The sequence below is a fragment of the Chitinophagaceae bacterium genome (assembly GCA_016713085.1).
Classification (GTDB): Bacteria; Bacteroidota; Bacteroidia; order Chitinophagales; family Chitinophagaceae; genus Lacibacter.
Genome location: JADJPV010000001.1, coordinates 1,561,979 through 1,586,914, shown reverse-complemented (window position 1 = coordinate 1,586,914; position 24,936 = coordinate 1,561,979). Strand labels below are relative to the sequence as shown.

22 protein-coding genes and 3 pseudogenes are annotated in these 24,936 nt (G+C 39.6%); 19 read left to right on the top strand and 6 right to left on the bottom strand.

Annotated elements, in window-relative coordinates:
* Positions 1–63 precede the first annotated feature (63 nt).
* Positions 64–1,395 (top strand): Gfo/Idh/MocA family oxidoreductase, encoded by a 1,332-nt coding sequence (locus tag IPK31_07730; protein ID MBK8087831.1) that lies wholly within the window; start codon positions 64–66, stop codon positions 1,393–1,395.
* Between the two features lie 172 nt (positions 1,396–1,567).
* Here the strand turns inward: IPK31_07730 and IPK31_07725 are convergent, their stop codons facing one another.
* A complete protein-coding gene (locus tag IPK31_07725; GenBank protein ID MBK8087830.1) occupies positions 1,568–1,903 on the bottom strand; it encodes an MmcQ/YjbR family DNA-binding protein in 336 nt (111 codons plus the stop codon).
* A gap of 32 nt (positions 1,904–1,935) precedes the next feature.
* On the opposite strand from IPK31_07725, the gene IPK31_07720 reads away from it, so the two are divergent.
* Positions 1,936–2,400: a hypothetical protein gene (locus tag IPK31_07720; GenBank protein ID MBK8087829.1), complete on the top strand. Its 465-nt coding sequence runs from the start codon at positions 1,936–1,938 to the stop codon at positions 2,398–2,400.
* Between the two features lie 112 nt (positions 2,401–2,512).
* Here IPK31_07720 and IPK31_07715 read toward each other — a convergent pair whose 3' ends face one another.
* From IPK31_07715 to IPK31_07700, 4 genes and pseudogenes are all read right to left on the bottom strand, one after another.
* The gene (locus tag IPK31_07715; protein MBK8087828.1) at positions 2,513–3,769 is read right to left on the bottom strand and encodes a pyridoxal phosphate-dependent aminotransferase; all 1,257 of its coding nucleotides are present in this window, start codon (positions 3,767–3,769) and stop codon (positions 2,513–2,515) included.
* Between the two features lie 161 nt (positions 3,770–3,930).
* On the bottom strand, positions 3,931–5,031 hold the full coding sequence (locus tag IPK31_07710) for a trypsin-like peptidase domain-containing protein (protein MBK8087827.1): 1,101 nt from the start codon (positions 5,029–5,031) through the stop codon (positions 3,931–3,933).
* Between the two features lie 51 nt (positions 5,032–5,082).
* Positions 5,083–5,469, bottom strand: coding sequence for a GxxExxY protein (locus IPK31_07705; protein ID MBK8087826.1), 387 nt, complete (start codon positions 5,467–5,469; stop codon positions 5,083–5,085).
* A gap of 61 nt (positions 5,470–5,530) precedes the next feature.
* Positions 5,531–6,856 (bottom strand): annotated as a pseudogene (locus IPK31_07700) (hypothetical protein).
* 125 nt (positions 6,857–6,981) lie between these two features.
* Here IPK31_07700 and dnaN point away from each other — a divergent pair.
* From dnaN to IPK31_07640, 12 genes and pseudogenes are all read left to right on the top strand, one after another.
* The gene (dnaN, locus tag IPK31_07695; GenBank protein MBK8087825.1) at positions 6,982–8,097 is read left to right on the top strand and encodes a DNA polymerase III subunit beta; all 1,116 of its coding nucleotides are present in this window, start codon (positions 6,982–6,984) and stop codon (positions 8,095–8,097) included.
* Between the two features lie 70 nt (positions 8,098–8,167).
* Positions 8,168–8,584: a DUF2007 domain-containing protein gene (locus tag IPK31_07690; GenBank protein ID MBK8087824.1), complete on the top strand. Its 417-nt coding sequence runs from the start codon at positions 8,168–8,170 to the stop codon at positions 8,582–8,584.
* A gap of 39 nt (positions 8,585–8,623) precedes the next feature.
* On the top strand, positions 8,624–9,448 hold the full coding sequence (locus tag IPK31_07685; protein ID MBK8087823.1) for a sterol desaturase family protein: 825 nt from the start codon (positions 8,624–8,626) through the stop codon (positions 9,446–9,448).
* Positions 9,449–9,922: 474 nt separating this feature from the next.
* On the top strand, positions 9,923–10,324 hold the full coding sequence (locus IPK31_07680) for a PadR family transcriptional regulator (protein ID MBK8087822.1): 402 nt from the start codon (positions 9,923–9,925) through the stop codon (positions 10,322–10,324).
* A gap of 19 nt (positions 10,325–10,343) precedes the next feature.
* Positions 10,344–12,593 carry a PspC domain-containing protein gene (locus tag IPK31_07675; protein ID MBK8087821.1) on the top strand — a complete coding sequence of 750 codons (2,250 nt, stop codon included), beginning with the start codon at positions 10,344–10,346 and terminating at the stop codon, positions 12,591–12,593.
* Positions 12,594–12,726: 133 nt separating this feature from the next.
* Positions 12,727–13,209 carry a nuclear transport factor 2 family protein gene (locus IPK31_07670; GenBank protein MBK8087820.1) on the top strand — a complete coding sequence of 161 codons (483 nt, stop codon included), beginning with the start codon at positions 12,727–12,729 and terminating at the stop codon, positions 13,207–13,209.
* 108 nt (positions 13,210–13,317) lie between these two features.
* Entirely contained in the window at positions 13,318–13,872 is a 555-nt protein-coding gene (locus tag IPK31_07665; protein MBK8087819.1) for a hypothetical protein, read from the top strand.
* Positions 13,873–13,996: 124 nt separating this feature from the next.
* On the top strand, positions 13,997–15,082 hold the full coding sequence (gcvT, locus tag IPK31_07660; GenBank protein MBK8087818.1) for a glycine cleavage system aminomethyltransferase GcvT: 1,086 nt from the start codon (positions 13,997–13,999) through the stop codon (positions 15,080–15,082).
* Positions 15,083–15,180: 98 nt separating this feature from the next.
* Positions 15,181–15,654 carry an SRPBCC family protein gene (locus IPK31_07655; protein MBK8087817.1) on the top strand — a complete coding sequence of 158 codons (474 nt, stop codon included), beginning with the start codon at positions 15,181–15,183 and terminating at the stop codon, positions 15,652–15,654.
* Positions 15,655–15,738: 84 nt separating this feature from the next.
* The gene (locus tag IPK31_07650) at positions 15,739–17,850 is read left to right on the top strand and encodes a matrixin family metalloprotease (GenBank protein MBK8087816.1); all 2,112 of its coding nucleotides are present in this window, start codon (positions 15,739–15,741) and stop codon (positions 17,848–17,850) included.
* A gap of 152 nt (positions 17,851–18,002) precedes the next feature.
* Positions 18,003–18,723, top strand: a pseudogene (locus IPK31_07645) (2-phosphosulfolactate phosphatase).
* A gap of 171 nt (positions 18,724–18,894) precedes the next feature.
* Positions 18,895–22,642, top strand: a pseudogene (locus IPK31_07640) (DEAD/DEAH box helicase).
* A 59-nt stretch (positions 22,643–22,701) separates the two neighbouring features.
* On the opposite strand, the gene IPK31_07635 reads toward IPK31_07640, so the two are convergent.
* A complete protein-coding gene (locus tag IPK31_07635; protein MBK8087815.1) occupies positions 22,702–22,920 on the bottom strand; it encodes a hypothetical protein in 219 nt (72 codons plus the stop codon).
* Positions 22,921–23,213: 293 nt separating this feature from the next.
* Between IPK31_07635 and IPK31_07630 the strand changes: the two genes are divergently transcribed.
* The 5 genes from IPK31_07630 (at position 23,214) to IPK31_07610 (ending at position 24,741) form a co-directional block, all read left to right on the top strand.
* A complete protein-coding gene (locus IPK31_07630) occupies positions 23,214–23,564 on the top strand; it encodes a helix-turn-helix transcriptional regulator (GenBank protein MBK8087814.1) in 351 nt (116 codons plus the stop codon).
* Between the two features lie 81 nt (positions 23,565–23,645).
* Positions 23,646–23,894, top strand: coding sequence for a hypothetical protein (locus tag IPK31_07625; protein MBK8087813.1), 249 nt, complete (start codon positions 23,646–23,648; stop codon positions 23,892–23,894).
* A gap of 129 nt (positions 23,895–24,023) precedes the next feature.
* Complete coding sequence (locus tag IPK31_07620; protein ID MBK8087812.1) at positions 24,024–24,296, top strand: phage integrase N-terminal SAM-like domain-containing protein; 273 nt, start codon at positions 24,024–24,026, stop codon at positions 24,294–24,296.
* Positions 24,293–24,643: a tyrosine-type recombinase/integrase gene (locus tag IPK31_07615; GenBank protein ID MBK8087811.1), complete on the top strand. Its 351-nt coding sequence runs from the start codon at positions 24,293–24,295 to the stop codon at positions 24,641–24,643. The genes IPK31_07620 and IPK31_07615 overlap by 4 nt, the downstream gene beginning before the upstream one ends.
* On the top strand, positions 24,580–24,741 hold the full coding sequence (locus tag IPK31_07610; protein MBK8087810.1) for a tyrosine-type recombinase/integrase: 162 nt from the start codon (positions 24,580–24,582) through the stop codon (positions 24,739–24,741). The genes IPK31_07615 and IPK31_07610 overlap by 64 nt, the downstream gene beginning before the upstream one ends.
* Positions 24,742–24,936 lie beyond the last annotated feature (195 nt).

Below are 24,936 nucleotides of genomic sequence, written 5' to 3'. Positions count from 1 at the left end.
TTTGGGAGACTGTTGTTACAGAAGTAAAAAATCTTATCTTTCTGTATCAATAAAACAACAGCCATGATTGCCCGCCGTAAATTTTTGCAAAACTCTGCTTTGCTTGCAGCAGGAAGTATTCTTCTTCCTGCTTTTGATAATAAAGCTTTCGCCATTTTCCGCAATCGTTTTTCTGCTGCCGACCAGGTAAATATTGGTGCCATCGGTATTAATGGAATGGGCTGGAGTAATGTAATGGCAGCGTTAAATGTTCCCGGTGTAAATCTTGTTGCGGTGTGTGATGTTGATAAGAATGTTATTGACAGGCGGCTCGGCGAATTGAGTAAAAAGAATGTAGATATTTCTAAAATAAAAACTTACGGCGATTACCGGAAACTTCTCGATCAGAAAGATATTGATGCAGTGATCATTGGCACACCCGATCACTGGCATGCACTGATGATGATTCATGCATGCGAAGCAGGTAAGGATGTATATGTAGAAAAACCTGTTGGCAACTCCATCATTGAGTGTAACAGGATGGTTGCCGCACAAAAACGTTACAATAAAATTGTACAGGCGGGGCAATGGCAACGCAGTCAGCAGCATTTTAAAGATGCCATTGATTTTGTGCATGGCGGACAACTGGGAAATATCCGTACAGCCAAAGTGTGGAGTTATGTTGACTGGAAACAGCCGCTGTCAGTAAAACCAAATTCACCTGTTCCTGCAGGAGTTGATTATAACAGCTGGTTAGGTCCGGCACAAATGCGGCCCTTTAATGAAAACCGTTATCATTTTACTTTTCGCTGGTTCTGGGATTATGCAGGAGGATTAATGACTGACTGGGGTGTGCATTTAATGGAATATGCATTGATGGGAATGAAAGCAGAGGTTCCCAAATCAATTGTTGCACTTGGCGGAAACTTTGCAATGCCAAATTCAGCAGATGAAACGCCAGACACATTAATGGCCCTGTATGAATTTGATCATTTTAATATTGTGTGGGATCATGCGGTTGGTATCGGCAATGGTAATTATAACCGTGATCATGGTATTGCATTCATTGGTAATAATGGAACTCTTGTGCTGAACCGTGGCGGATGGGAAGTAATAGAGGAGAAAAAGAACGAACATAAAGTTTTGGTGCCTTTTGCCAAATCTGTTGACAACGGGTTAAATAAACACTGGGAAAATTTTATTGCCGCTGTCCGTTCAAGAAAATATCAAGATCTGCATTGCCCTATTGAAGCCGGTGCTCATGTAGCAACCGTTTCTCAAATGGGAAATATTGCTTACCGCAGCAAAAAGAAATTAAACTGGGATAAAGCAAAAGGAAAATTTACAGACGAAGCCATCAATCAGCAATATTTACTGAGCAGCTATCATAATGGATATAAGCTGCCGAAGGTTTAGTTCTTTGTTGATGAGCCGTTGATTTTATTCTCAGCATTGGTGCTAAGCCTGTCAACATTTCGACCCTTCGAAAAACTCAGGGCGGGCTAAGCTCAATGTGACAGCAGGCTGTCAGGCTGAGCTTGTCGAAGCCTTGTTGAGTAAAAATTCCAACGCATAATCATCCTTACAATTATTTCTTACTTTTCTTCTTTCCCTTCACCAGTTCATACGAATGATCGATCCATTCTTTAATGAGTTTAAAAGAAACAGAGCCATCAACAATGATTGTATTCCAGTGTTTTTTATTCATGTGATAACCGGGCAGCACAGAGGGATACTGTTCTCTTAATTCAAGTGCAAGGTCAGGGTCACATTTCACATTAATTCGCAGGTCTTCTCCATCAAGCGGTAATAACAGGAAAACCTTGTTGTTGATTTTGAAGACTAAAACATCCGGTCCAAAAGGGAGTGTTTCCTCGGCTTCGGGCTTTGATAAACAATATTCACGGATAGCTTCAATATGCATGCAGCGGTTTTGTTTTTATGGGTCATGAAGGTATGAACAGGATTTTATTTCCCCTATTGGCTTTTTGCCTGCTGTTCGCTTCCTGCGAAAAACAGGAAGAAAACAGGTATGATTGCGGACCAACGCCTATGTGTGCCGAAATGATGTGTATTGCTTTCTGGAGCAACCTCAGCTTTTCCATTGTTGACAAAACAACAGGTCAGGATTTGATCTTTGGAGCCAACCCAACGCTTACACCGGCTGATGTAAAATTATTTGTAAAATCAAATTCTCCATACAGACAGATCACAACCTTTGCAGACAGTTCTTCTAATCTCATGCGGACAATGACAGCCAGCGATACAATGGCGATTCAGATTAAAAGTGAACCGCTCCAATATATTGTTGTAAAATGGTTCTGCACAAACGAATGCTGCAGCAGAACTGCTGTTGAGCTTGTATATGAAGGGCAATTGCTGATTGCTGATAAGAATAAAGTTTTCAGGATAAAAAGATGAGGATAGAAACGCTGATGACACGGATGAGAGCTGATCTAATTTACATCTGTGTATAATCACTAAATAAACAATCCGTAGCTATCCGTTTAAATCTGCCTCATCTGTGTTTCTATTAATTCAGCTTCAGCATCGCTTCCCTCAGCTTTCCTAAAAATTCAGGGATCTCTTCTTTTTTACAGGTGCCAACGCTTAAGCGGTACCAGGGAGAAGTTTTTGAAGCACCAAATGCAGTGAAGGGAACAATTGCAAGCTTTGCTTCTTCCAGTAAATATTGTGTAACGTCGGCTTGTGTTTCAAGTATTGTACCATCTGTTTTTTTCTTTTCCGTCAGATCAACTTTAATGGTAAGATAAATCCCTCCCTGCGGAGCAAGCACATCAACCTTGAATCCTTCTTTTTTTAACTGCATAAATCCTTTTGCAATTTCCTCCAGTCTGTAATGGATTTCTTCTTTGAAATTGACGAGGTAGCGATCGATGTTTTCTTTTTGCAATAAATATTTTGCAGTCGCTTTCTGTTCAGCCATTGGTGCCCATGCACCCACATGCGAAAGAATTGCTTTGATTTTTGAAATGATCAGCTCAGGACCAAAGGACCAGCCCACACGAACTCCTGTTGCTGCAAATACTTTGCTGATGCCATCAACAAACACAGTGATCTCTCTCATCTCCGGTCGAAGACTAACCGGGTTATAATGTTCATTATTGCCAAAGGTTAATGTCCAGTACATCTGGTCAAACATGAGAAACAATTTTTTCTCATTGACATTTCTTGATTTATTTTCTTCCAGAATTAAATCACAGATCTTTTCCAGCTCTGCTTTGGGAAACATGGTGCCGGTAGGATTTTGCGGCGTACATAAGCAAAGCAAGGTTGCCCCTTTCAGGTGCGGTTTAATTTCTTCTGCTGTTGGCATGAAATTATTTTCAGGCAATGCTTCAATCATTACATGCTGTGCTTCGGTGAAATGGGTATAATGATTATTGTTCCAGGAGGGAGCAGCATAAATTACTTTATCTCCACGATCAACAATTGCACGGAAGATAGAATAGATGAGCGGACGGCCACCTGATGCAATCTGAATTTCATTCACTCCATATTCCAGCCCTTCACGCTCTTTTAAAAAATCAGAAACACTTTGTCTTAAATCAAGAACACCTTCTGCTGCCGGATAAGTGGTGAAATGATTCTTATAGGCATCAACAATTTCATTCTCCAGTTCTTTGGGAATGGGAAACACGCTGCTGTCGAAATCGCCAATTGTAAAATTATAAATACGTTCACCCAAACGGATACGTTCTTTGATCTGGTTACCAAGCTTTACAATTTCAGAGCCAACTAATGTTTCGGAGAGATGAGATAATTTCATGAAATGCCTGTTTATAGAAAGCGCAAAAGTAACTGTTCCTGAAGAAATAGCTTTGCTTCTCAGAAGTTAACAGGTATGCCATACTTTTTACAGGATTTTGAAATTCATTAAAATAAAGATAAGTATGGCATACCTTGCTTGCTATCTTAGCGGTTAAATAACTACTCCTCTATTCTTTCCAGACAACCATATTCTTTCTTCAATACATCATCATAGCTGTCTGCTTTCTGAAACAGGTTTTTGAATACCCGAACACCATTTTCCTGCAACAGATCAAGATCGTACATGATTCGGCTGAGAACAATATTTTGATTCACACAACTTAAAACCAACCCTTCTCCTTTATAATTTTCCTGCAGCATATACTGGTACAGTGGTTTTATTTTTAATGCATCGGTTGGTAACAAACACAAATACGCATCGCCTGCTATAAAATAATTCTCAGGATTGTAACGAATGATAATTTTTGCGCTGCCTTCTTTTACACTCCATATATTGGCGCCTTCTCGTGCAAGCTTGATATCCTTTCCCAGTTCCTTTAAAATATTCTCAATGGTTTTACCAACACCAACCGGTTCGTATTCTTCTTTCGGTAGTTCAGGAAGCTTTACTTCACTTCCGCAGGCGGGGCAATATTTTCCGCTGTCAAGATTTTCAGGTAATACCAAAAACTCGCAGGCATGGCAACGTGTTGATGGTTTGCCGATATGCGGCAAATAAACCTGTAATGCAGTTCGCAAATAATTTTCCGGTAAAGCGAAGCCTAGATTATCTCCGCCACGAATCACAAATGTGTTTACACCAATTACTTCGCCGCTCATGTTAACCAATGGTCCGCCGCTGTTGCCGGGGTTGATGGCAGCATCAATCTGGATATACTTCAATCCTTCCCGTACACGGTCAACTTTTGAAATTACCCCCTGTGTAGCTGTATAATTCAATCCGTATGGATGACCGATTGCAATTACAGGATCACCATCTTTTAACCGTTGATATTCTCCTAAATTTATTTCGGGTAAATTAACGGCCGGTGGTTGTAAAAAAGCAAGATCATGTTTACGATCGGTATACCATACACGGCTGAGAATTTTTTCAAACTGTTTCCCTGCAATGGTAACTTCTGCATTTCCATCTATTACATGATTATTGGTTACAATCAGGTTGTATTGTTTTAAATAAAAACCGGTGCCTGTTCCTGTTTGTGTGGCTATTTGGATGATGGCATCTTTATAACTATCCACTATCTCGACCGTTGATGGCATTGATGAAATGATTTTAATGATGTTTTAATTAAGCGATTCGTTTAATCGATATTACAGTTTAGAATTAATAAGTCGTTTGAACTGAAATTTTTTTGCTCCAAAATTTATCAATAATCCAACTTCTTTTCTATAGGCTTCGAGATAATTCAAAGCCTGGTTCAGGTTTTCATTATCCAATTCAACTACTGCTTTTAATTCAACAGAAATTACATTCTGCACAAGAAAATCCACTCTTCGTTTTCCCACAATATTTTCTCCATAATAAACACTTATTTCAAATTCTCTTTCAAACGACAATCCTTCCTTTTCAAACTCCAGGGCAAGGCATCGTTGATAAATCACTTCTCTGTACCCATTCCCCATCTTGCTGTGCACCCTCATTGCACAACCAATGATTCTTTCTGTTATTTCAGAATATTTGTACTCAGGTTTTATCATCAGTCAGCACTTTAATTTTGCAAGATCATGGCCATCATTTGTATCACAACATCAGCGGTTTTTATTTGGATTCTGTATTTACAAACTCAACTTCTGCAGTATAGGAATATGTGAAACTCATCAACGAATCATACTTCAGGTTTTCTGTCTTAAAAGTGATCGGCGGAAATTTTTCTGCCCACTGCTGTATGATAGCATTGATCTTTGGTTAAATCAGCTCCCTGTTAAACTGCTTTGTGCTGCTGTTGTACAGTTCATCTTTAAAGCCAAGTTCTTTAAAGAAATCAGAATAACACACTTTCATTAAGATGAGATACATTTCTGTAATTGGCTTTGGTAAACTGAAATTATACTGGCAATATCCAAATCCATACTCACTTACCTGCTGGGCTATATACGGATAGTCGTTATCCCTGTACCAGGCCATGTTCTGATTGGCACCAAAAATCGTATCAGAAATTGTTTTCTGTGTTTGCGGCATGGTAATGGCGAATGTATGCTTGCTTCGAAACAGGTAAGGAAACACATCGTCCTTTGTTTTCGTTTGCACCTTTTTAAATGCATTCAGCATTGCCTTGTTTTTTTCAGGAACCGGTTTTTCGTCCTTTACAAAATACATGGTCACTAAATCTTCAAGGTCGTATAAAAGCCTGCCCTCCGGCACAAGTAAATAATCAATCCGGTAGGCGAGATTAAGTAAGAGGTGAGCAATTCCTCCGCTCATTTTTTCGGCATCAAGCGGTTCCACCACATCAATGGTTTCTTTGATCCATTGAAGTAAATATTTATACTTTACTTCTTTCTCTGCATCAGGAATTGTTTCAACATGATCTGTATCGAGCGTTTGCAAGGTGGCAAAATCCTGTACCAGCAAATCGTCCTGTTTATCGCCTCTGGTGGCTAATTCTTTAAACGCATAATAAAGCTTGTTGGGATTGGCAGTTTCAAGATCTGTATCAAAACGCATGCAGAGCCGTTCGTTTTCCAATGCATACCGGCTGTAGTACAAGTTAAAGTTCTGTTCCAGTAAACGGCGCATGACAGGTACGGAAGGTGAAGGCATTTTTGCCAGTGTCACTTCTGCCGTAAGTCTTTTATCATCATACCTGCCACGAACAATCTTGCTTCCCTGGTAAAAACTGAATTCATACTCAGCTCCGTTTTTTGCTGAACTTACATTCTGTGCAGCATCATCCCGCAGGTAGTTAAAAAAAGTGGCAATACATTCATGATGCTTTTTCTCTTTGAAGAGATTGTCAGCATCTGTCCAGCTTTGTGTCTTTTGCAGGGTTTTGTTGTTGTCGCTGTAGCGGCCAAAAATAACCGGGGGAGCCACCGCTTCAGGTGTTTCTTTTTTCTTTCCCCATCCGAATAACTTATCCAGCATCTCCTTTTATTTAAGAGGGTGAATGTACAAAAGGTTGAAAAAAGAAGTTGATAATTTAACCCTTATCTTGCAGCTTTAACAGGTAATTATTCATTACCTTCCACGCTATAAATCAGAACTGAGTTATGAAGTTTATCGTTTCGTCATCAGCTTTACTGAAACAACTGCAGCAGATTAATGGTGTTATCAACGCCAATACTGTGTTGCCGATTCTCGAAGACTTTTTATTTGAGATCAACAAGAACAAACTGACCGTGGTGGCAACAGATCTGGAAACAGTGATGAAGATCCACATGGATATTGAAGCAAAAGACAACGGACGGGTATGTATCCCTGCCCGTATTTTGATGGATACTTTAAAAAACCTGCCCGATCAGCCACTGACTTTTAATATTGATAAGAATTTTGGTGTTGAAATTACCAGCGATAATGGTAAGTATAAGGTAATGGGCGAAAATCCGGACAATTTTCCGAAAGAACCGGTTTCTGATGATACCACTTCTTTTACAACCACTTCTTCTGCATTGGTTACTGCCATCAACAAAACCTTGTTTGCAGTGAGTAATGATGATCTGCGCCCTGCAATGACGGGTGTGTATTTTGAACTTGATAAAAAAGGATTAACATTTGTTGCAACTGACGCCCATCGTTTGGTTCGTTACAGACGCACTGATGTAAGCTGCCCAAAAAGTGAAAATTTTATTGTTCCAAAAAAGCCATTGAACTTATTAAAAACAGCTTTGCCCGATAAAGACGACGAAATCACTCTTTCTTATAACAGCAACCATCTTTTTGTTGTGCATGGTACAACAGAGCTGGTGTGCCGGTTGATTGATGCAAGATTCCCTGATTACAAAGTAGTGATTCCGGCTGACAATCCTTATAATATGATTGCCAACCGCAACGATCTGGCAGGTGCTTTGCGCCGTGTAAGTGTGTTCAGTAACAAAAGCACCAACCAGGTAGTATTAAGCATTGGCGGAAGCCAGTTGCAACTGGCAGCGCAGGATGTTGATTTTAGTTTTGAAGGAAACGAACGGATGAAATGTCAATACGATGGAGAGGATATGCAGATTGCATTCAATGCAAAATTCTTAGTAGAAATGTTAACTGCCGTTGAAACAGACGAAGTACGCATGGAACTGAGTACTCCAACCAAAGCCGGTTTGATTAAACCAACCGAACAAAACGATGGTGAAGATGTGTTGATGCTGGTAATGCCATTGATGTTGAATCAATAACGAACGAAGAAACCAATACGAACAAAGAAAGTCCCGCTTGAAAGAGCGGGATTTTTTATTTTACATGATCATGAGCTACATCATCATTTTCTCCTTTGATAATTATATTAATGCCAACCTCCGCATGATGCAATTACAGGAAGAGGGAATCAGCTGCTGGCTGAAAGATGAAAACACGGTTACGATTGATCCCATCTTAAGCAATGCCATCGGCGGTATTAAACTCATGGTACACGAAACACAAAAGGAACGGGCGGCTGATCTGTTGCGTACCATGATGAACAAAGAAAAAGAGAACAGAGCCTGCCCCAACTGCGGCTCACTCAATGTAGAATATATTGTAACCAACAGAAAACCGTCGAACTGGGTTAGTGCTATCTTTACTTTCTTTATTGGCGATTATGCAATGGCAGGTGGTAAAGTTTATCATTGTTTTGATTGCCGTCATGAATTTGAAACTGTAACAGAAAAGAAAGAAAACGAATAGGTTTTCCTTCGTAACTTTTCCCTTTAATCATCATGTTATATGTGGAACGAATTGCTTGAACATTTTCAAACCCTTGAACAACGTCCGCTTGAACGGATGGCTATTCTTGTTGGCGGATTACTGCTCTTCTGGATCATTGAAGGAGCGATTCCGTTGTTTCCGTTAAAATATAAAAAAACTAAACTGCGCCATGCAGGTGTCAACTTTGTATTCACCGTTATTCATTTAATCATTCATACGTTTCTTGCAATTCTGATAGTGAAATTATCTGACTGGTGTTTGCAAAACAGTTTTGGTATTACGTACTGGACCAATGCAAATATCATTGCAACCATTTTCATTGGAGTACTGGCACTCGACTTCAGCAGCTGGCTTGTTCACGTGGTAATGCACAAGGTTCCGTTGTTATGGCGCTTTCATCTCATTCATCACAGCGATACCAATGTTGATGTAACTACCGGTCTCCGTCATCATCCTGGCGACAGTTTATTGCGTGGTATCTTTTTTCTGTTGCTCATTTTTATTTCAGGTGCTCCGATGTACAGTGTTATGATTTATCAAACACTGGTAGTTATTGCAACAGCATTCACACATGCCAATATAAGTTTGCCCGTATCGGTTGACAAGGCCTTAAGCTTTATCCTTATTTCTCCCAACATGCACAAAATTCATCATCACTGGAAACAACCTTATACCGATAGTAATTACGGTGCCGTTTTTTCTATCTGGGATCGTTTACTGGGAACGTTTAAAAGTCTCGATATTAAACAGGTTCGGTACGGGCTTGATCGGTATTACCCTGAAGATAAAGACGAGGATGTGCTGATGTTGCTGAAAAAGCCGTTTGAAAAATTAGAAAAATAAGCTGGCAGGTGTTTCATCAATCATTTTCTTGGTTTTGATTCTTTTCCCCCTCTTTGATAAATCATGGCTAAAGCCATCTTTCTTAAAAACATAACCCCAGCTTTAAAGCTGGGGTTAAATCATTAACAGGGTGTAGGCTTTAGCCATGACAACTACTAAAAACTGTTCATATTTGTCTTTTTTGGCTCTTTCGTCTATATTTTTTCAGCGAATCAAAAATAATTTTCTCGATTTTAAAAAATAGTTTTAAAACTAAATGATTGAATTTCAATTGATTTGTTTAAAATCACTATCCTTTTCTGCCAACTACTAAAAAAAAGATGGTACTTTGTGTTGCATAGTACTGAATTTATACATAGATTTGTATTGTCAATGAAATTAAGGTTTGTAGAAAGTGGAAAACAGAATCAGGAAGAGCTCTCTTAATATTGTTTGCCATCAACACAAATCGAATCAAAAAAAACTCCTCAGGTTATGAATATCGAGAACACACAAAGCCAGATGCGTAAGGGAGTACTGGAGTTTTGCATTCTCTCCGTTATCAAGCGGGGCGAAGTTTACCCCAGTGACATTATTGAGGAAATGAAAAAGGCAAACCTTAACATCCTCGAAGGAACCCTGTATCCGCTTCTTACCCGATTAAAAAACGCCGACTTTCTCACCTATCGCTGGATTGAAAGCAGCAGCGGCCCGCCCCGCAAATATTTTTCATTAACCGAAAAAGGTGCAGCCTTCTACAAAGAGCTGGAACAAACCTGGAACGAAATGTCGGGAGCAGTGCAAGCTGTAACCAAACAGAACGGCAGGTCAAATGCAACAGTTACAGGCGAAACAATTGAGGTTCACCCTTCATCGGAATCTGAAAACCCACTTTAACCATTAAACTGTCTTTATTATGAAAAAGGTAATTAATATAAATTTCAAAGGCCGGGTGATTCCAATTGAGGAAGCCGCTTTTGAACAATTGCAAAAATATACCGAGAGCCTCCGCCGGTACTTTGCCAATGAAGAAGGCAGAGACGAGATCATCAATGATATTGAAGATCGTATTGCCGAGCTCTTTGATGAAGAACTGAAAAAAGGTGCAACTTGTATTACCGAAGCAAGTGTAAGCAGCATTACAAGCAGCATGGGAAGTGTGGAAGAATTTGAAGAACTGGATAATGAACCCGGTACAGCAGGTAACGGAAACGGTCACAGCAGCAGCAAATCGTCAGCAACTTCATCTGCTTATGCAACAGCCGATGAACCAAGAGGAAGTTTAAGCCGCAATGCCAATGATAAAATTTTAGGTGGTGTGTGCAGTGGTATTGCTCACAACTTAAAAATAGATCCTTCTATTGTTCGTATCCTGTTTGCGTTGATCACATTCGGTGGTTTTGGTGCAGGTGTGCTGATCTATATTATTATGTGGGTGATTCTTCCGGTAAGAGATCTCAAAACAAATGTGCGCAAGCGTCTGTTCCGCAGCCCCGATGAAAAAGTAGTGGCTGGTGTAGCAGGTGGTATTGCTAACTATTTCAATATTCCCGTGTGGATACCCCGTGTGATCTTTTGTTTACCATTGATCCTGGGTGTTTTCTCTTCTGTGTTCCATAACATGTGGTTTAATTTTGATTTTGAGCCAAGGTTTGTTTTTGGAGGATTTGGCGGGACCCTGTTTTTAACCTATGTAGTGTTATGGATCGTGTTACCATTGGCCAGCAGTGCCACAGATAAATTACAGATGCGTGGTGAAAAGATTGATGTAAACAGTATTAAAAATACTGTACAGGGAGAAATGAGCAGCACTGTAAAAGAACGTGCAGCACAAATGAGTGAAGAAATAAAAACAGGTGCACAGAAAATGAGTGCAACAATCAGTGAAGGTGCACAACGAATGAGTGAAGAAATCAGTTCAAAAAGTAAAGCCTTTGCTGTTGAAGCCGGCCCTGTTGCAAGAAATGCAGGTAACGGAATTGGCAACGCAATAGGTATTTTATTTAAAGCATTCTTTCTCTTTATTGCCATCATCATTGCATTTGCATTACTCGTAGCCCTGTTTGCTGTTACAATGGGTGGAATTGCCGTTTGGCCTTTGAAAGATTTCTTCTTTGAAGGTGCAGGTCAGAACTTCGCAGTATGGGGCACGTTGATATTCTTCTTATTCGTTCCCGTAATTGGATTTTTTATCTGGACGATCCGCCGCATTTTCGGTATCCGTTCAAAAAACAGTTATCTCGGATGGATCTTCGGAAGTCTCTGGACCATTGGATGGATCTGTGCAATTATGCTGGTAGGAAGTGTTTTCAAAAACTTCAGATCATACGAACGGGTTGAACAATCGATTCCTGTTACACAGCCTGCTGCTAAAAAAATGCTTGTAAAAGTTTCAGAACCTGCTTTACGTTACAGCGGTCACTACTCCTGGATCGACACTGATGATCAGGGTTGGGATGTAAATGATGATACTTTGTGGATCAGCAATATAAAAGTACGTATTGAAAAAAGTGAAGATTCTGCTTACAGTGTAAAAACAATCCGTTACAGTTACGGGCAGAACAGGACTGATGCAGAAACAAAAGCCGGTAAAATAGCGTTCAACACAAACTATAAAGACAGTGTGCTTGATCTTGGAAATGGTATTGCAATTGACAAAGTCAGCAAGTTCCGTGGACAGAAAGTATTAGTGGTGATCAATGTTCCTGTTGGCAGTAAAATTCGTTTCGACAAATCGCTTTCAAACAAATTACATCCTTTCAATGTACACATCAACCGTGGCCGCAACAACCGCTATTGGGATGAAGACTATGACAGGGATTATGAATTTGATGTTGATATGTCTTTCCAGTATGATCAGGATACAGATTATATCATGACAGCCGATGGTTTGCAAAGGGTTGATGGAAAAGATAAAAACATCAAATCAAACGATAAAGACCAGGAGCAAATTGATGAAGAAATGAAAAATATCCAGGAACAGAAATCTGAACTGGATAAAAAAGAACAGGAATTAAAACAGAAAGCAAAAGATGTTGATACCAATCGCTACCGTTATACTCCTGCTTCACCAAAAGCACCAGAGAAAAACACGAAGCAGATTGTACAGAAATTAAATACAAACAGTGACGGGCCGTTTTTACCTATGACGGTAAATGCACTGTAACCTTGGTTAAAGTTGGAACAGCCAACGGCCCCGATGTTTTGAAAAAAACGGAGGGGCTTTTTTTAATCCCCTCCTGGGAGGGGACTTAGGGGCGGGTTCAACAACACTATTTTTTATTAATAAATCTATTTTTATGTCTCGCATTAAACTTTTATTCTTCTCCGCAATAGTATTTCTTTTCAGCTTATCCGCTGCTGTCGCACAATCTGCCAAAGAAAAAAAGTCTCCGGTATCAAAAGAGTTGTATGATACTATTTTTCATCTCGACAGTATCTTGTTTAAAGCCTTCAATGAAAAAAACACCGAAGCCTTTATTAAGTACTTCGATAAAGACCTGGAATTTTATCATGATAAGTCAGGTCTTACCGATTATGCCTTTAATATTGATGTATTTAAAACCAATTTTGCAAGGGGTGGCGATTTAACAAGAACGCTTGTAAAAGAAGACATGGAAGTATTTCCTGTTCCCAATTACGGAGCAGTACAGATTGCATCACACCGTTTTTGTCATACTGAAAATGGCAAGCCCGATTGCGGCACATTCAAGTTCATTCATATCTGGAAAAGAACTGCTGAAGGATGGAAGATTGCAAGAATTGTGAGTGTGGATCATTAGCAGGTTATTTTACTTCCTAAGAGATATGCAATCGAAAGTTTTTTAGGCACAGAATTTTTTCGTCTATTTTTGATTTGGCTGTAACCTTACCAGACACGCCATTAAAAAATGACAGAAGAACAATTTTATCAGCTTTTACATAGGCGGCTTTCACAAATTGCTATTGGTGCTTCAGCAATTCGAAATCAAGGTTCAGGTGGACTTATAAAAATTCTTCGAGAGTATTTTGAAAAAGAAGTTAACCTTGAACACTTTATAAAATCTTTGGTTGATGAAACTCAATATAGAGGTTTTCTAGACGGACACACTTCCCATATTTTATCGCTTTTTCCTGATACAGCACAAAGTTGGGGAGCAGCAAGAAAAGGTTTGAATTTGTTTTTAAGGGAAGTTGTTTACAGCAAGTTTTTCTCTACTCGTTTTTCATTGCCAGGTAATTTTGATGACTTTAATCTGCTAGTAAAATTTATGGAAGTGCCGCTTGACAAAGAAGTTGCACACGGTTTAATTATTGACTCAATCGGACATTTGCCAAAATGGATTAATATAAAACATTTAACTCCTGCTTTAAGTGAGATATACCAAAGTCAGGCTTTTATTATTGCGAAACAAGAAAATGTGGCAAGGGTAAATCTCGATTTAAAATATTGGCGTTCCGTTTGACAAACAAACCTGTCATCAACTGGCGGTTTATCTTTAAAATCCTTTTGTATTCTTCTCCAAAAACTTTTCTCTTCATCAATCCTTTCCTTCATTTACTTTTGCAACCATCACTTAAGAACTGAATATGAAATCAACTCCCTTTACACAGAAACACATTGCTCTTGGCGCCAAGATGGCTGAATTTGCAGGATACAATATGCCCATTTCTTATACGGGCATCAATGACGAACATGCTGCGGTTCGCAACAGTGTTGGCGTGTTTGATGTAAGTCATATGGGTGAGTTTATTCTGAAAGGTGAACATGCGCTGGATTTAATTCAGCGTGTGACAACCAATGATGCTTCAAAGCTTACAGCCGGAAAAGCACAATACAGTTGCTTACCAAATAAAGAAGGCGGAATTGTGGACGATCTGCTCGTGTATTGTATTGAAGAAAACAAAGTATACATGCTGGTGGTGAATGCAAGCAATATTGAAAAAGACTGGAACTGGATTCAGCAATTCAACAGCAAGAATGTTGAGATGCATAATATCAGCGACAAAACATGTCTGCTCGCTATCCAGGGGCCGAACGCAACAAAAGTTTTGCAGCCACTGACAGATATGGATATTCTCAACTTAAAATATTACACATTCACCAAAGGAAAATTTGCAGGTGTTGAAAATGTTCTGGTGAGTGCAACAGGTTATACAGGTGCAGGTGGTGTGGAAATTTATTTCGAAGATATTGATGGAGCTGCTGATAAAATCTGGGATGCCATTTTTGAAGCAGGCGCATCAGCTGGTATTAAACCAATTGGACTTGGCGCAAGAGATACGCTCCGTTTGGAAAAAGCATTTTGTTTATACGGTAATGATATTGATGATACAACCTCTCCATTAGAAGGCGGTTTGGGATGGATCACCAAATTCAGCAAAGACTTTACTTCAAAAACAATTTTTGAACAGCAAAAAGCAGAAGGGGTAAAACGCAAGCTGGTTGGTTTTGAAATGATCGACCGTGGTATTCCACGTCATGATTACAAAATCAAAGATGCCAGTGGAAACGAAATCGGGAAAGTTACCAGCGGAACCCAATCACCTTCCCTGCAAAAAGCAATCGGCCTTGGATATGTGGCAACGGCACATGCTGACTTTGATTCGGAAATTTTTGTAGAAGTAAGGGATAAGCTGCTGAAAGCAAGGGTTGTAACGGTTCCTTTTTTGTAGCCTAACCCTCTCTCCTTCAGACGATGGCGTCAGACTGGGCTGGGTTTTTCATATATTGGTATAAACATTGCAGGATATTCATCACTCAATAAAATCCAATGCCATCCATTCATGTAACCACATTTATTGCTGCTCCCATAGATATTGTATTTAATCTCAGCCGTCATATCGGTCTGCACAAAATTTCGCAGCAGGATCATAAAGAAGAAGCTGTTGCCGGCATTACATCCGGTTTAATACAGCAGGGAGAATCTGTAACATGGAAAGCAAAGCATTTATTTAAAACAAGATTCATGACGGTGGAAATTACCGACATGAAAAAGCCTGATTATTTTGAAGATGTAATGAGCAAGGGTGATTTTGTTTCTTATGCACACAAACATCATTTCAAACAAATTGATAACGGCACAATCATGATCGATGAGGTTTCGTTTGAATCACCTCATGGATACCTGGGCAAGGTGGTCAACCGTTTTTATCTTACGGGATACATGAAGTCGCTTATTCAAAAAAGAAATAAAACAATCCGGCTGTATGCAGAAAGCAACAAATGGGAAGCTCTGCTCGGTTAAACCATCTATTTTCGCAAAAAACAAGTTGATTCTTTAGGCAAAAAGAACTTTATTGATTAAACTTGTACACCAAATAATATCCAGATGAAACCAAAGCAATCCACACTGCTTACGCTTGTAATTTTTTTCTCTTTTTTTTCGGGCTCTGTTTTTTCCCAATGTATGATGTATCCTGTTTCCTTACAGGAACGTGTCAGCAATGCTGAATCTGTTATTCTGGGAACGGTTGTTGAAAAAGAAACCTTTCTTGATTCATCAACCATGCAGGTATTAACACTCAATAAAATTTCAGTAACTGCCTGGTTAAAAAATCAGCAGACTGCAAATTCTGTTTATGTTATTACCAACGGTGGTATATACAAAGACAGAGCAACAATTGTCAATCCTTCGCTTCAAATGGAGAACCGGACAGAATATGTTTTATTTCTTCAAACAGCTCCTGCAAAATTTGAAAACAAACAGCTAAGAATACAACAGCCTTCTGCCATTCAGGCAATCGCTTATGCAGATGCACAGGGTGCGTTGGTAAAATCATTTGAACAATATGTTGATGTACTGGATCAGCCGAAACAAAATGAAGAAACCCTGTTTCAAAAAATACAAAACATCACCGGGCAAAAAGCATTCACACCAAAAGGAGAATTATTTAAAGCAAGACCGCAGCAACCGATCAGCAATAAGCCCGGCGGTATAACTGCTATTGGTTCTTTTTCACCAACCACAACAAGAGCAGGAACCATTGTTGCGGGTGATCAGATAACGATCAGCGGCAGTGGTTTTGGTGCGGCAGCCGGAACTGTTTTTTTTACAAATGCAGATGATGGTGGTGCCACCTTTACATCTTCAGGTGTAGCAAGTGATGTTCTTTCGTGGAGCGATGCAAGTATTACGGTGAAAGTTGCATCCCGTGCAGGAACCGGGCCCATCAATGTAAACGGCGTATTTACTTCTGCATCTAATCTTACTGTTCAATATGCCCATACAGCAATCAACAGTACTTTCAGCGGTTTTGGAAGCTCAACACGTCAGCGTTACTATTTACGTAACCTCAATACACTTGGAGGATATACCTTTCAGTTCAATACTGCTTTTGCAGCAAACACATCAGCTGTTGCATCATTTAACCGTGCCATTGTTTCCTGGCGTTGTGAAACAGGTGTAAACTTCAGGGCTGCCGGAACAACAGCTGTTGCATCTTCTACGGCAGATGGAATCAATTGTATTTATTTTGATCCATCCATTTCGGCAGGAACCCTTGCTGTTTGTACAAGTAATTTTTCCGGCTCAGCAACTGGTGGCTGTAATTTGCAGAATACGGTTTGGTGGTTATCAGATGCTGATATCGCATTCAGAGATGTGCCCACCGCCGGTACAACCTGGGAATATGGAACAGCAACTCCTTCCTTTACAGAATACGATTTTGAATCAGTGGCATTACATGAGCTGGGACATGCTGTTGGTTTGGGACATGTCATAGCTTCCGGACAAGTGATGCACTTTGCAATTGCAAATGGCGCAACTTCAAGAATTTTATCCGCCAATGATATTTTAGCTGCAACAGATAAATTAACTTATTCAGTTGCAGCTACCTGTTTTGATCCCGGCGGTTCGGGTTCGCCAATGACAGCGGTTCCGGGTGGCAGTTGTCTTACTCTGCCAATTACTTTGGGAGAACTAAAAGCAAAACGAATCAACAAGGCTTTTAATGAACTTTCCTGGAACACTGTGCAGGAGCTTAACAACGATGGATTTATTATTGAGCGAAGCGATAACGCACAGAATTTTAAAGCGATTGGTTTTGTGAAAGGCAAAGAGCTTTCCCTGTTACCACAATCCTATTTGTTTAAGGATGAAACTGCCGGACCGTACGATTGGTATTACCGTCTTGTTCAAAAAGATCTCAGTGGTCATTCATTAAACTCCTCTGTTGTATTTGTAAAAGGTGAAGAAAGTAAACAATGGGATGTATGGACCGATCAGGCGGGAAGCTCTGTTTATGTTTACAATAAATCAGCTTCAAATAAACCTGTACAGTTTATACTTTACAATAACACAGGTCAGGTTGTTTTTTCAACTCAAATAAATTCCGGCCGGGCACAATTTGATTTTCAGCATTTACCAAGAGCGGTGTACAGTTACAGGGTTGTTGACAGTAATCAGCCTGTTTCAGGCAAACTGGTTTTAGGCAGCCGTTAAAATTTATACTGAACAAAAAATATTTTTTGCCGGGAAGACGGGAATAAAAATTCTTCTTTTCCTTTCTTACCGTCTTTCCGGCACATGTTTCTGCATTCTTTTTTTGCATTTAGCTTCATTCGCTGTACTTCATTATTTTTGCTACTTACATTATGAGTACAAAACCATCGCTCTATACCTGTCTTTCGCCGGCCCTTTTGCATTTGTATGATCTCAACAATGCCGTTGTTGTAATTATTGATGTATTCCGTGCAACATCAACCATTTCTTCTGCATTGTTTAACGGTGCTAAATGTGTAATACCGGTTGATACAGTTGCCAAAGCTGTAGAAATCGGAAAAAAAATTGATGGCATTTCTGCCGGGGAACGTGATGGAAAAATTGCCGAAGGTTTAAAGCATGGTAATTCTCCTTTAGAATATTCAAGAGAATTTGTTGCAGGTAAAACACTTGTTCTTACAACCACCAATGGAACAAGATTGCTCCACATGGCTCTGGATAATAAAGCTGATACCATTATCACCGGCTCCTTTCCAAACCTTTCTGCTGTTTGTGATTTTCCAGAATAAAAATGTAATTCTTGGTTGTGCCGGATGGAAAGACAGGTATAATTTAGAAGACACTTTATTTGCAGGCGCAGTCATTAACCGTATTAAAGAACAGTTCACTATTCATTGCGACAGTTCCTTAACTGCTGAACAGCAATACCTGCTGGTGAAAGACGATCTCTATGGGTTTTCACCCAACCTTACACACTATCATCGCCTTGTAGACCGCTATGGTTTGATTGAAGATATCCGCTTCTGCTTAACAGAAGACATTGCCAATGTTTTGCCGGTTTATAAAGATGGAATGCTGATTGCGGGGAAATAATTTCCGGAAAGAAAAACTACTAAAGATAGCTTAGTTTTTCTGTATTCTGTTTGTCGCAGCAATGTTTTTATTTCTTTCATCTTTTCTCTGGAAATGTGAATAGAATCCTTTTATTTTTGCAGATTGGCCCTTTCGCAACGGCTGCTTAAAAAAATTAATCCAGAGAAGAGAATGGCGTTACCACACCTGTTGAAGTTTGCTTATAATCATGGAACCGAAGAAGTAGTCCGTCGTGGAAAAAAAATTCATGCCATTGGCTTTGCCGAACTGGTTGAACACGATGAATTGATGGGCACCGTTGTATTCCGTGTAAGAGATGATTCCTATGCTACTTTTTACAAAGTCTATATTCAAAAGTATAAGGATGCCAACGCCATGAATGTGCGTTGCAGCTGTCCGTATAATTTAGGCGATATCTGCAGGCACGAAGTTGCTTCACTGTTTCAGTTACAGGATTTAGTTGACAGGAATATTCTCGGCATCAAAGATCTGCGCTATGATCAGCGGCACACCGTTGTGAAAATGAAAAACATTGAGCTGAAAACAATCCGTTCATTAACAGCTGCAGCTGCACTGGATGATGCGGAAATTTTTCTGCGTACCAACAAAGCCTCTATTCTTTCTGCCAAAGATGAAAGTGTAAAAGCCGAAGTAATCATGAATGGTGAGGCCTGGCCGGTAACTATTCAGAAAAATGACGAGCGTAATTTTGATACTTCCTGCAACTGTGCCGAAAGCGCACATGCCATCTGTGAACATAAAGCCGTTGTGTTTATTCAACTCATGAATTCACACGGGCCGATGTATTTCGACAGCATCCGCAACATGGATAAAGAAAAAGGAAAGCTGCTCGGCATTTATGGTTATTCCTTAACTGATAACTGGCAGGAGAAATTTGAATTTATTTATAAAGACGGAAAACCTTTTTTACGTGTGCTTGATCCCGGTGTAAAAAGAGTAGAACCATCCACCATCAAAAAACCAGAGCCCTTCTTTACTCAAACAAATGAACCCGAAGTGGAAGTGGCTGTTGATCTGAAACCCAGTCAGCGTTTGGGAATTGTATTAAACAATAACACCAAACAGTTTCCCTATTTCAGTATTGATGTGGTGAAAGGTGAAACCAATGAAGACGGTGCAGAGTATATTGGTGTGGTTGAAAAATTAGATGTAAGCAAGTTTATTGAAACAGAAGACTTTCCTGAAAATGATAAGCTGTTGCTGCAACTGCTGCGTCGTTTGCAGCCTGCGGAGATCAGCAAGTTTGTAAACCGCAACTCTCCTTTCTCGGGCATCTGGGAAAATATTATTCACCAGGATGAAGATGATTTACCGGAAGATACCAAAACACTGATGCTGGAATATCTTCTTCCACGTATTCAGAAATTATTTGCAGAAACAAGTTCACCTGTTTTACTTCTGCCGAAAGGAAAAGAGTTTAAAACAAAAAATCTTGTTCCTGTTTCAACATCCGGTACTTTCTTAAAACCATTCTTTGCCTTAACACAGAAAAAAAATAAATGGGAGTGGAGCTGTAAAGTAAAAATAAACGGCGCACCTGTTGATGTGCATGATAATGACTGGAACAGTCCGCTGATTTTTTTCCTGAATGATGAAGCAAGAACATGGGAGAAGCAGGAAGATGCACAGCATGCCATTGATTTCGCCAATAACAATAACCGATTGATCGGTAACACTGATCTTCCTTCCTTTCTTGAAAAAGAAGCGCTGAAGATTGCAAGGGAATATCATGTGGAGTTTGATGAAGCATTGATCAAAGAAGTAAAATCGGGGGAGCCGGAAGTAACCCTTGCAGTTGCAGGAGCGTGGCGAATACCTGGTGATGATTCCTACCTTCAGTTACAAAGGATATAAAGTAAGACCAAGCGATAAAGATGAAATCATTCTTCCAAGTGAAGATGGTTTGGTCATTGTAAACCGCAACAAAGAAAAAGAAAACGAATTCATTGGTAAGGTTGAAAAACTGCACTCACAGTTTATTAAACCTGAAGGCGGAACACAGCTTGCATTGAAAGGTGCAGAAGTGTTAAAGAACAACTGGTTCTTTTTGTTTGTGGATGCCATGAAGGAAATGAAGGTTCCCGTTGAAGGATGGGATGTGCTGAAGAATTTCCGTTTCAATACATCCAAACCAAAAACACAGATTTATATCAGCAATGGTGTTGACTGGTTTGATGCAAAAGTGAATGTGGTGTTTGGCGATCAGCAGGTAAGTATTGCTGAAGTAAAAAAAGCCCTGGCCAACAAACAAACACTGGTGCATTTGGCTGATGGTTCATTGGGTGTGTTGCCTGAAGAATGGATTAAACGATATTCTATGCTGTTCCGTGTGGGTGAAAACAAACACGACAAACTGCGTTTATCAAAATATCATATCAGCGTTATTGATGAGTTGTACGAAAACAGAGATGAAGCTGAGCTGATGATTGAGCTGGAAGAAAAGTATGAACGTCTGCGTGAATTCAAACACATCAAAAAAATTGATCCGCCGAAACATTTAATGCCCATCCTGCGTCCTTACCAGGAAAGCGGATTTCACTGGCTCAACTTTTTAAGTGAAGTTGGCTGGGGTGGAATACTTGCCGATGATATGGGTTTGGGTAAAACCATCCAGGCACTTTCGTTCCTGCATCATCTGCGTGAAAAGAACGGACATTTAAAAGCGTTGGTGGCCTGCCCTACAACATTGATGTATAACTGGGAAAATGAAATCAAGAAGTTTACTCCTGAATTAACCTATCATATTCATCATGGAGCACAACGCACAAGAGATAAAAAACAGTTTGATCAGTTTAACGTGATCATTACAACCTACGGTACACTGCGCAGCGATATAAAATTATTAAGTGAGCAGGGTTTTGATTGTGTGATCTTAGATGAAAGCCAGGCAATTAAAAATCCAAACAGCAAGGTTGCGAAAGCAGCAGGTTTGCTGAAAAGCAAGAACCGCATTTGCATGAGCGGTACTCCTTTGCAGAACAATACATTTGATATTTATGCGCAGATGAATTTTCTCAACCCCGGTATGCTGGGCAGTGTAGAACATTTCCGTAACGATTTTGCTACTCCCATTGATAAGTTTGGTGAGAAAGAACAAAAAGATCATTTACGTAAATTATTATTTCCTTTCATCCTCCGCCGAACCAAAGAACAGGTAGCGAAAGATCTTCCGGAAAAAACAGAAACCATTCTGTACTGTGAAATGGAAAACGATCAGCGTAAGATCTATGATGCTTACCGGAATGAATACCGTTCAAAAATTCTGGGTACCATTGAAGATGTTGGTATTGGTCAATCGCAATTAACGATCTTACAGGGATTGATGAAACTGCGGCAGATTTGTGATTCACCTTCTATCTTAAACGAAACAGAAAAATTTCCCAACCATTCTATCAAGCTCGATGAAATTGCAAGAGAGCTGGAAGAGAATATGGGTAATCATAAAGCATTGGTGTTTTCACAGTTCCTGGGAATGCTGGCGCTCATTAAACATAAACTGGAAGAGTTAAATATTCCTTTGTTTTATTTTGATGGAAGCACGTCTGCTGCCGACAGAGAAAAAGCGGTACAGGAATTTCAGAACAATGAAGAAGTACGTGTGTTTTTAATTTCATTAAAAGCGGGTGGTGTGGGTTTAAACTTAACGGCTGCCGACTATGTATATATCGTTGATCCCTGGTGGAACCCGGCTGTTGAACAACAGGCGATTGACCGTACACACCGTATTGGTCAAACCAACAACATCTTTGCTTACCGTATGATTTGTAAGGATACGATTGAAGATAAGATTGTTCAGCTGCAGGAACGGAAACGTTCGCTTGCAAGAGATTTGATTGCTGATGATAATGGATTTGTGAAGAGTTTGACGAGGGAGGATGTGGAGTATTTGTTCAGTTAAAGATTTTATTTGATGATAATGAAAGGGTGCTTTGCACCCTTTTTTGTTTTTTGATTTTTTTAGCTGTCTTCTTTAAAAACAGTTTGCTGTTCTTTCTTTTCTTTTTGCTTGTCCAAAAAGAAACAAAAAGGACCCCCGCAATCGAAGACGGCCGATTGCGGGATGATTCCCTGATTAAGCTTGCTTACTACTGTGGTTAATTGCATTTGTACTTGCACAATCATCCTTTGTTCGTCTGTCTGACTTATTTCGGTTTTGTGGTTTTTCTTGTTTTGCATGTTGGAGTCTTAGCGAGTCTTATTTGCAGTTATTTGAATGCGCTTTGCAGTTGTGCGAATGGAATTTGCAGATAATTGAATGCCTGTTGCAGTAAATTGAAATGCCTTTGCAGTCTTGCGAATGCAATTTGCAGTTCGTGCAATGTTCATTGCAGATATTTCAAATGCTCTTGCAGTTATTTAACCTCGCTTTGCAGTTATTTGAATGCGCTTTGCAATCGCTGCAATGTAAATGTCGGTTTATTGGCTTTTTTGACCTGTTTTTGTATCTTTTTGCTCTAAAACACCTTTTTATGCTCGCTTTAAATGTATTAAAGCTCTTGGAAGACAGGGGTATTGTCAATCCTCAAACTTACTTAGTAAAAAATGGCATCCCTTATTATACGGTGAGCCGCCTTGTTACCAACAAAACAAAAAACATTACTTACGCTACTCTGGAAAAGCTTTGCCTGATCTGTAAGTGTACGCCTGATGATTTGTTTGTGTGGGTGGCTGATGCTGATTTGCAGTTAACGGAACCTGTTGCGCTGGAAAAGCTGAAACCAAAACCCAAGCCGCTGAGTGCTGCTGAACGGATGAAAAATTTATCGGCTGAACAGCTGGAACTACTGCAGCAGTTTATTAATGAGCTGGAGAAGAAGTGAGGCAATGGTGGTTATAAGAGTTGCCGTGCAGCATAAAACCTTTGGTATAAAAAATAAGAACTTGTTTTTGTACATTTCTTTATGATTCAAGTACAGCTGAAGCCTTTACAGCACCAGGCCAAAGAATGGATTGGTATTTACTTTCTGCATCATGCTGATGTTAACAAAGTGCTCCGCAATCAATTGAAGGCGAGGTGGAGCCAAACTCATGGCTGCTGGTATATTCCGTTAAGCAAAGAATCATTTCAGCAATTAAAAGATGCCTTACAAAAACCGGCCACTCTTGAAACGGCAGAGTTGAAGAACTATCTTGAGCAGAAAAAAGGTTAAGACAGCTAAAAAACGGCAACTTCAATTCTTCAGAAATCTCATCAACAAACAGAAGTAAAAAATCCCGGAGCTGCAGTTCCAAAACAGAAAGTATCTGTTTCACCTGTAAATAAACATGTATTACTATTAATGGAACAGCGGTTGAAACTGAAAGCTTTCAGTTCTTCAACCATCCGCACTTATCTGAACGAAATGACGCAGCTGCTGCTTACCTTAAAAGATGTACCTGCCGATGAACTGAAAGCAGACCACCTGAAACGGTATCTTGTTTATTGTTATGAACAACTGGGTTTGAAAGAGAATACACTTCACAGCCGCATTAATGCCATGAAGTTTTATTATGAACAGGTATTACAAAGAGAAAAGTTTTTTGGGAAATACCAAGACCAAAGAAACAATTGATTTTACCTAAGGTTTTGGGTGAAGATGAGTTAGCAAGATTATTTAACGGACTTGATAATCTTAAACACAAGGCAATGCTTTTTACTGCTTACAGTGCCGGTTTGCGGGTGAGTGAAATTGCAGCACTTAAAATAAAGAATATAGACAGCGGGAGGATGCAGATTTTTATTGAAAACGCAAAAGGCAAGAAAGACCGTTATGTAAATCTGAGTCCTGTTCTTCTTGATATTTTACGGGCATATATTAAAACCTATAAGCCAAAGCCAGGAATTTTTCTTTTTGAATCAGAGCAATCAGGTGCTGCTTACCCTGTACGAACTATTCAAAAAATATTTCGAATCGGCTAAAAATAAAGGCCGGAATAAAGAAAGACGTTGGAGTACATTCATTAAGACACAGTTTTGCAACACATTTACTGGAAAAAGGAACAGATTCACCCTATTAAAGATCTGCTCGGGCATTTTGAAATTAAAACCAACGAAAGAATATATGCATGTAACAAAAACAGCAGCTAAATATTACAGCCCCCGCGATGACCAGGTCGCGAAGGAAACTGGGTGAATGTTGATTTAGATTTTACCACAAATAAAATTAAATACAAAAACAAAATTTTGATTTTCAAAGGCGGGTATTTTTTTCC

Coding starts and splice junctions, on each gene's coding strand:
- IPK31_07730 (MBK8087831.1), top strand. CDS start 64: ATGATTGCCCGCCGTAAATTTTTGCAAAACTCTGCTTTGCTTGCAGCA.
- IPK31_07725 (MBK8087830.1), bottom strand. CDS start 1,903: ATGCATATTGAAGCTATCCGTGAATATTGTTTATCAAAGCCCGAAGCC.
- IPK31_07720 (MBK8087829.1), top strand. CDS start 1,936: ATGAACAGGATTTTATTTCCCCTATTGGCTTTTTGCCTGCTGTTCGCT.
- IPK31_07715 (MBK8087828.1), bottom strand. CDS start 3,769: ATGAAATTATCTCATCTCTCCGAAACATTAGTTGGCTCTGAAATTGTA.
- IPK31_07710 (MBK8087827.1), bottom strand. CDS start 5,031: ATGCCATCAACGGTCGAGATAGTGGATAGTTATAAAGATGCCATCATC.
- IPK31_07705 (MBK8087826.1), bottom strand. CDS start 5,469: ATGATAAAACCTGAGTACAAATATTCTGAAATAACAGAAAGAATCATT.
- dnaN (MBK8087825.1), top strand. CDS start 6,982: ATGAAGTTTATCGTTTCGTCATCAGCTTTACTGAAACAACTGCAGCAG.
- IPK31_07690 (MBK8087824.1), top strand. CDS start 8,168: ATGAGCTACATCATCATTTTCTCCTTTGATAATTATATTAATGCCAAC.
- IPK31_07685 (MBK8087823.1), top strand. CDS start 8,624: ATGTGGAACGAATTGCTTGAACATTTTCAAACCCTTGAACAACGTCCG.
- IPK31_07680 (MBK8087822.1), top strand. CDS start 9,923: ATGAATATCGAGAACACACAAAGCCAGATGCGTAAGGGAGTACTGGAG.
- IPK31_07675 (MBK8087821.1), top strand. CDS start 10,344: ATGAAAAAGGTAATTAATATAAATTTCAAAGGCCGGGTGATTCCAATT.
- IPK31_07670 (MBK8087820.1), top strand. CDS start 12,727: ATGTCTCGCATTAAACTTTTATTCTTCTCCGCAATAGTATTTCTTTTC.
- IPK31_07665 (MBK8087819.1), top strand. CDS start 13,318: ATGACAGAAGAACAATTTTATCAGCTTTTACATAGGCGGCTTTCACAA.
- gcvT (MBK8087818.1), top strand. CDS start 13,997: ATGAAATCAACTCCCTTTACACAGAAACACATTGCTCTTGGCGCCAAG.
- IPK31_07655 (MBK8087817.1), top strand. CDS start 15,181: ATGCCATCCATTCATGTAACCACATTTATTGCTGCTCCCATAGATATT.
- IPK31_07650 (MBK8087816.1), top strand. CDS start 15,739: ATGAAACCAAAGCAATCCACACTGCTTACGCTTGTAATTTTTTTCTCT.
- IPK31_07635 (MBK8087815.1), bottom strand. CDS start 22,920: ATGCAAAACAAGAAAAACCACAAAACCGAAATAAGTCAGACAGACGAA.
- IPK31_07630 (MBK8087814.1), top strand. CDS start 23,214: ATGCTCGCTTTAAATGTATTAAAGCTCTTGGAAGACAGGGGTATTGTC.
- IPK31_07625 (MBK8087813.1), top strand. CDS start 23,646: ATGATTCAAGTACAGCTGAAGCCTTTACAGCACCAGGCCAAAGAATGG.
- IPK31_07620 (MBK8087812.1), top strand. CDS start 24,024: ATGGAACAGCGGTTGAAACTGAAAGCTTTCAGTTCTTCAACCATCCGC.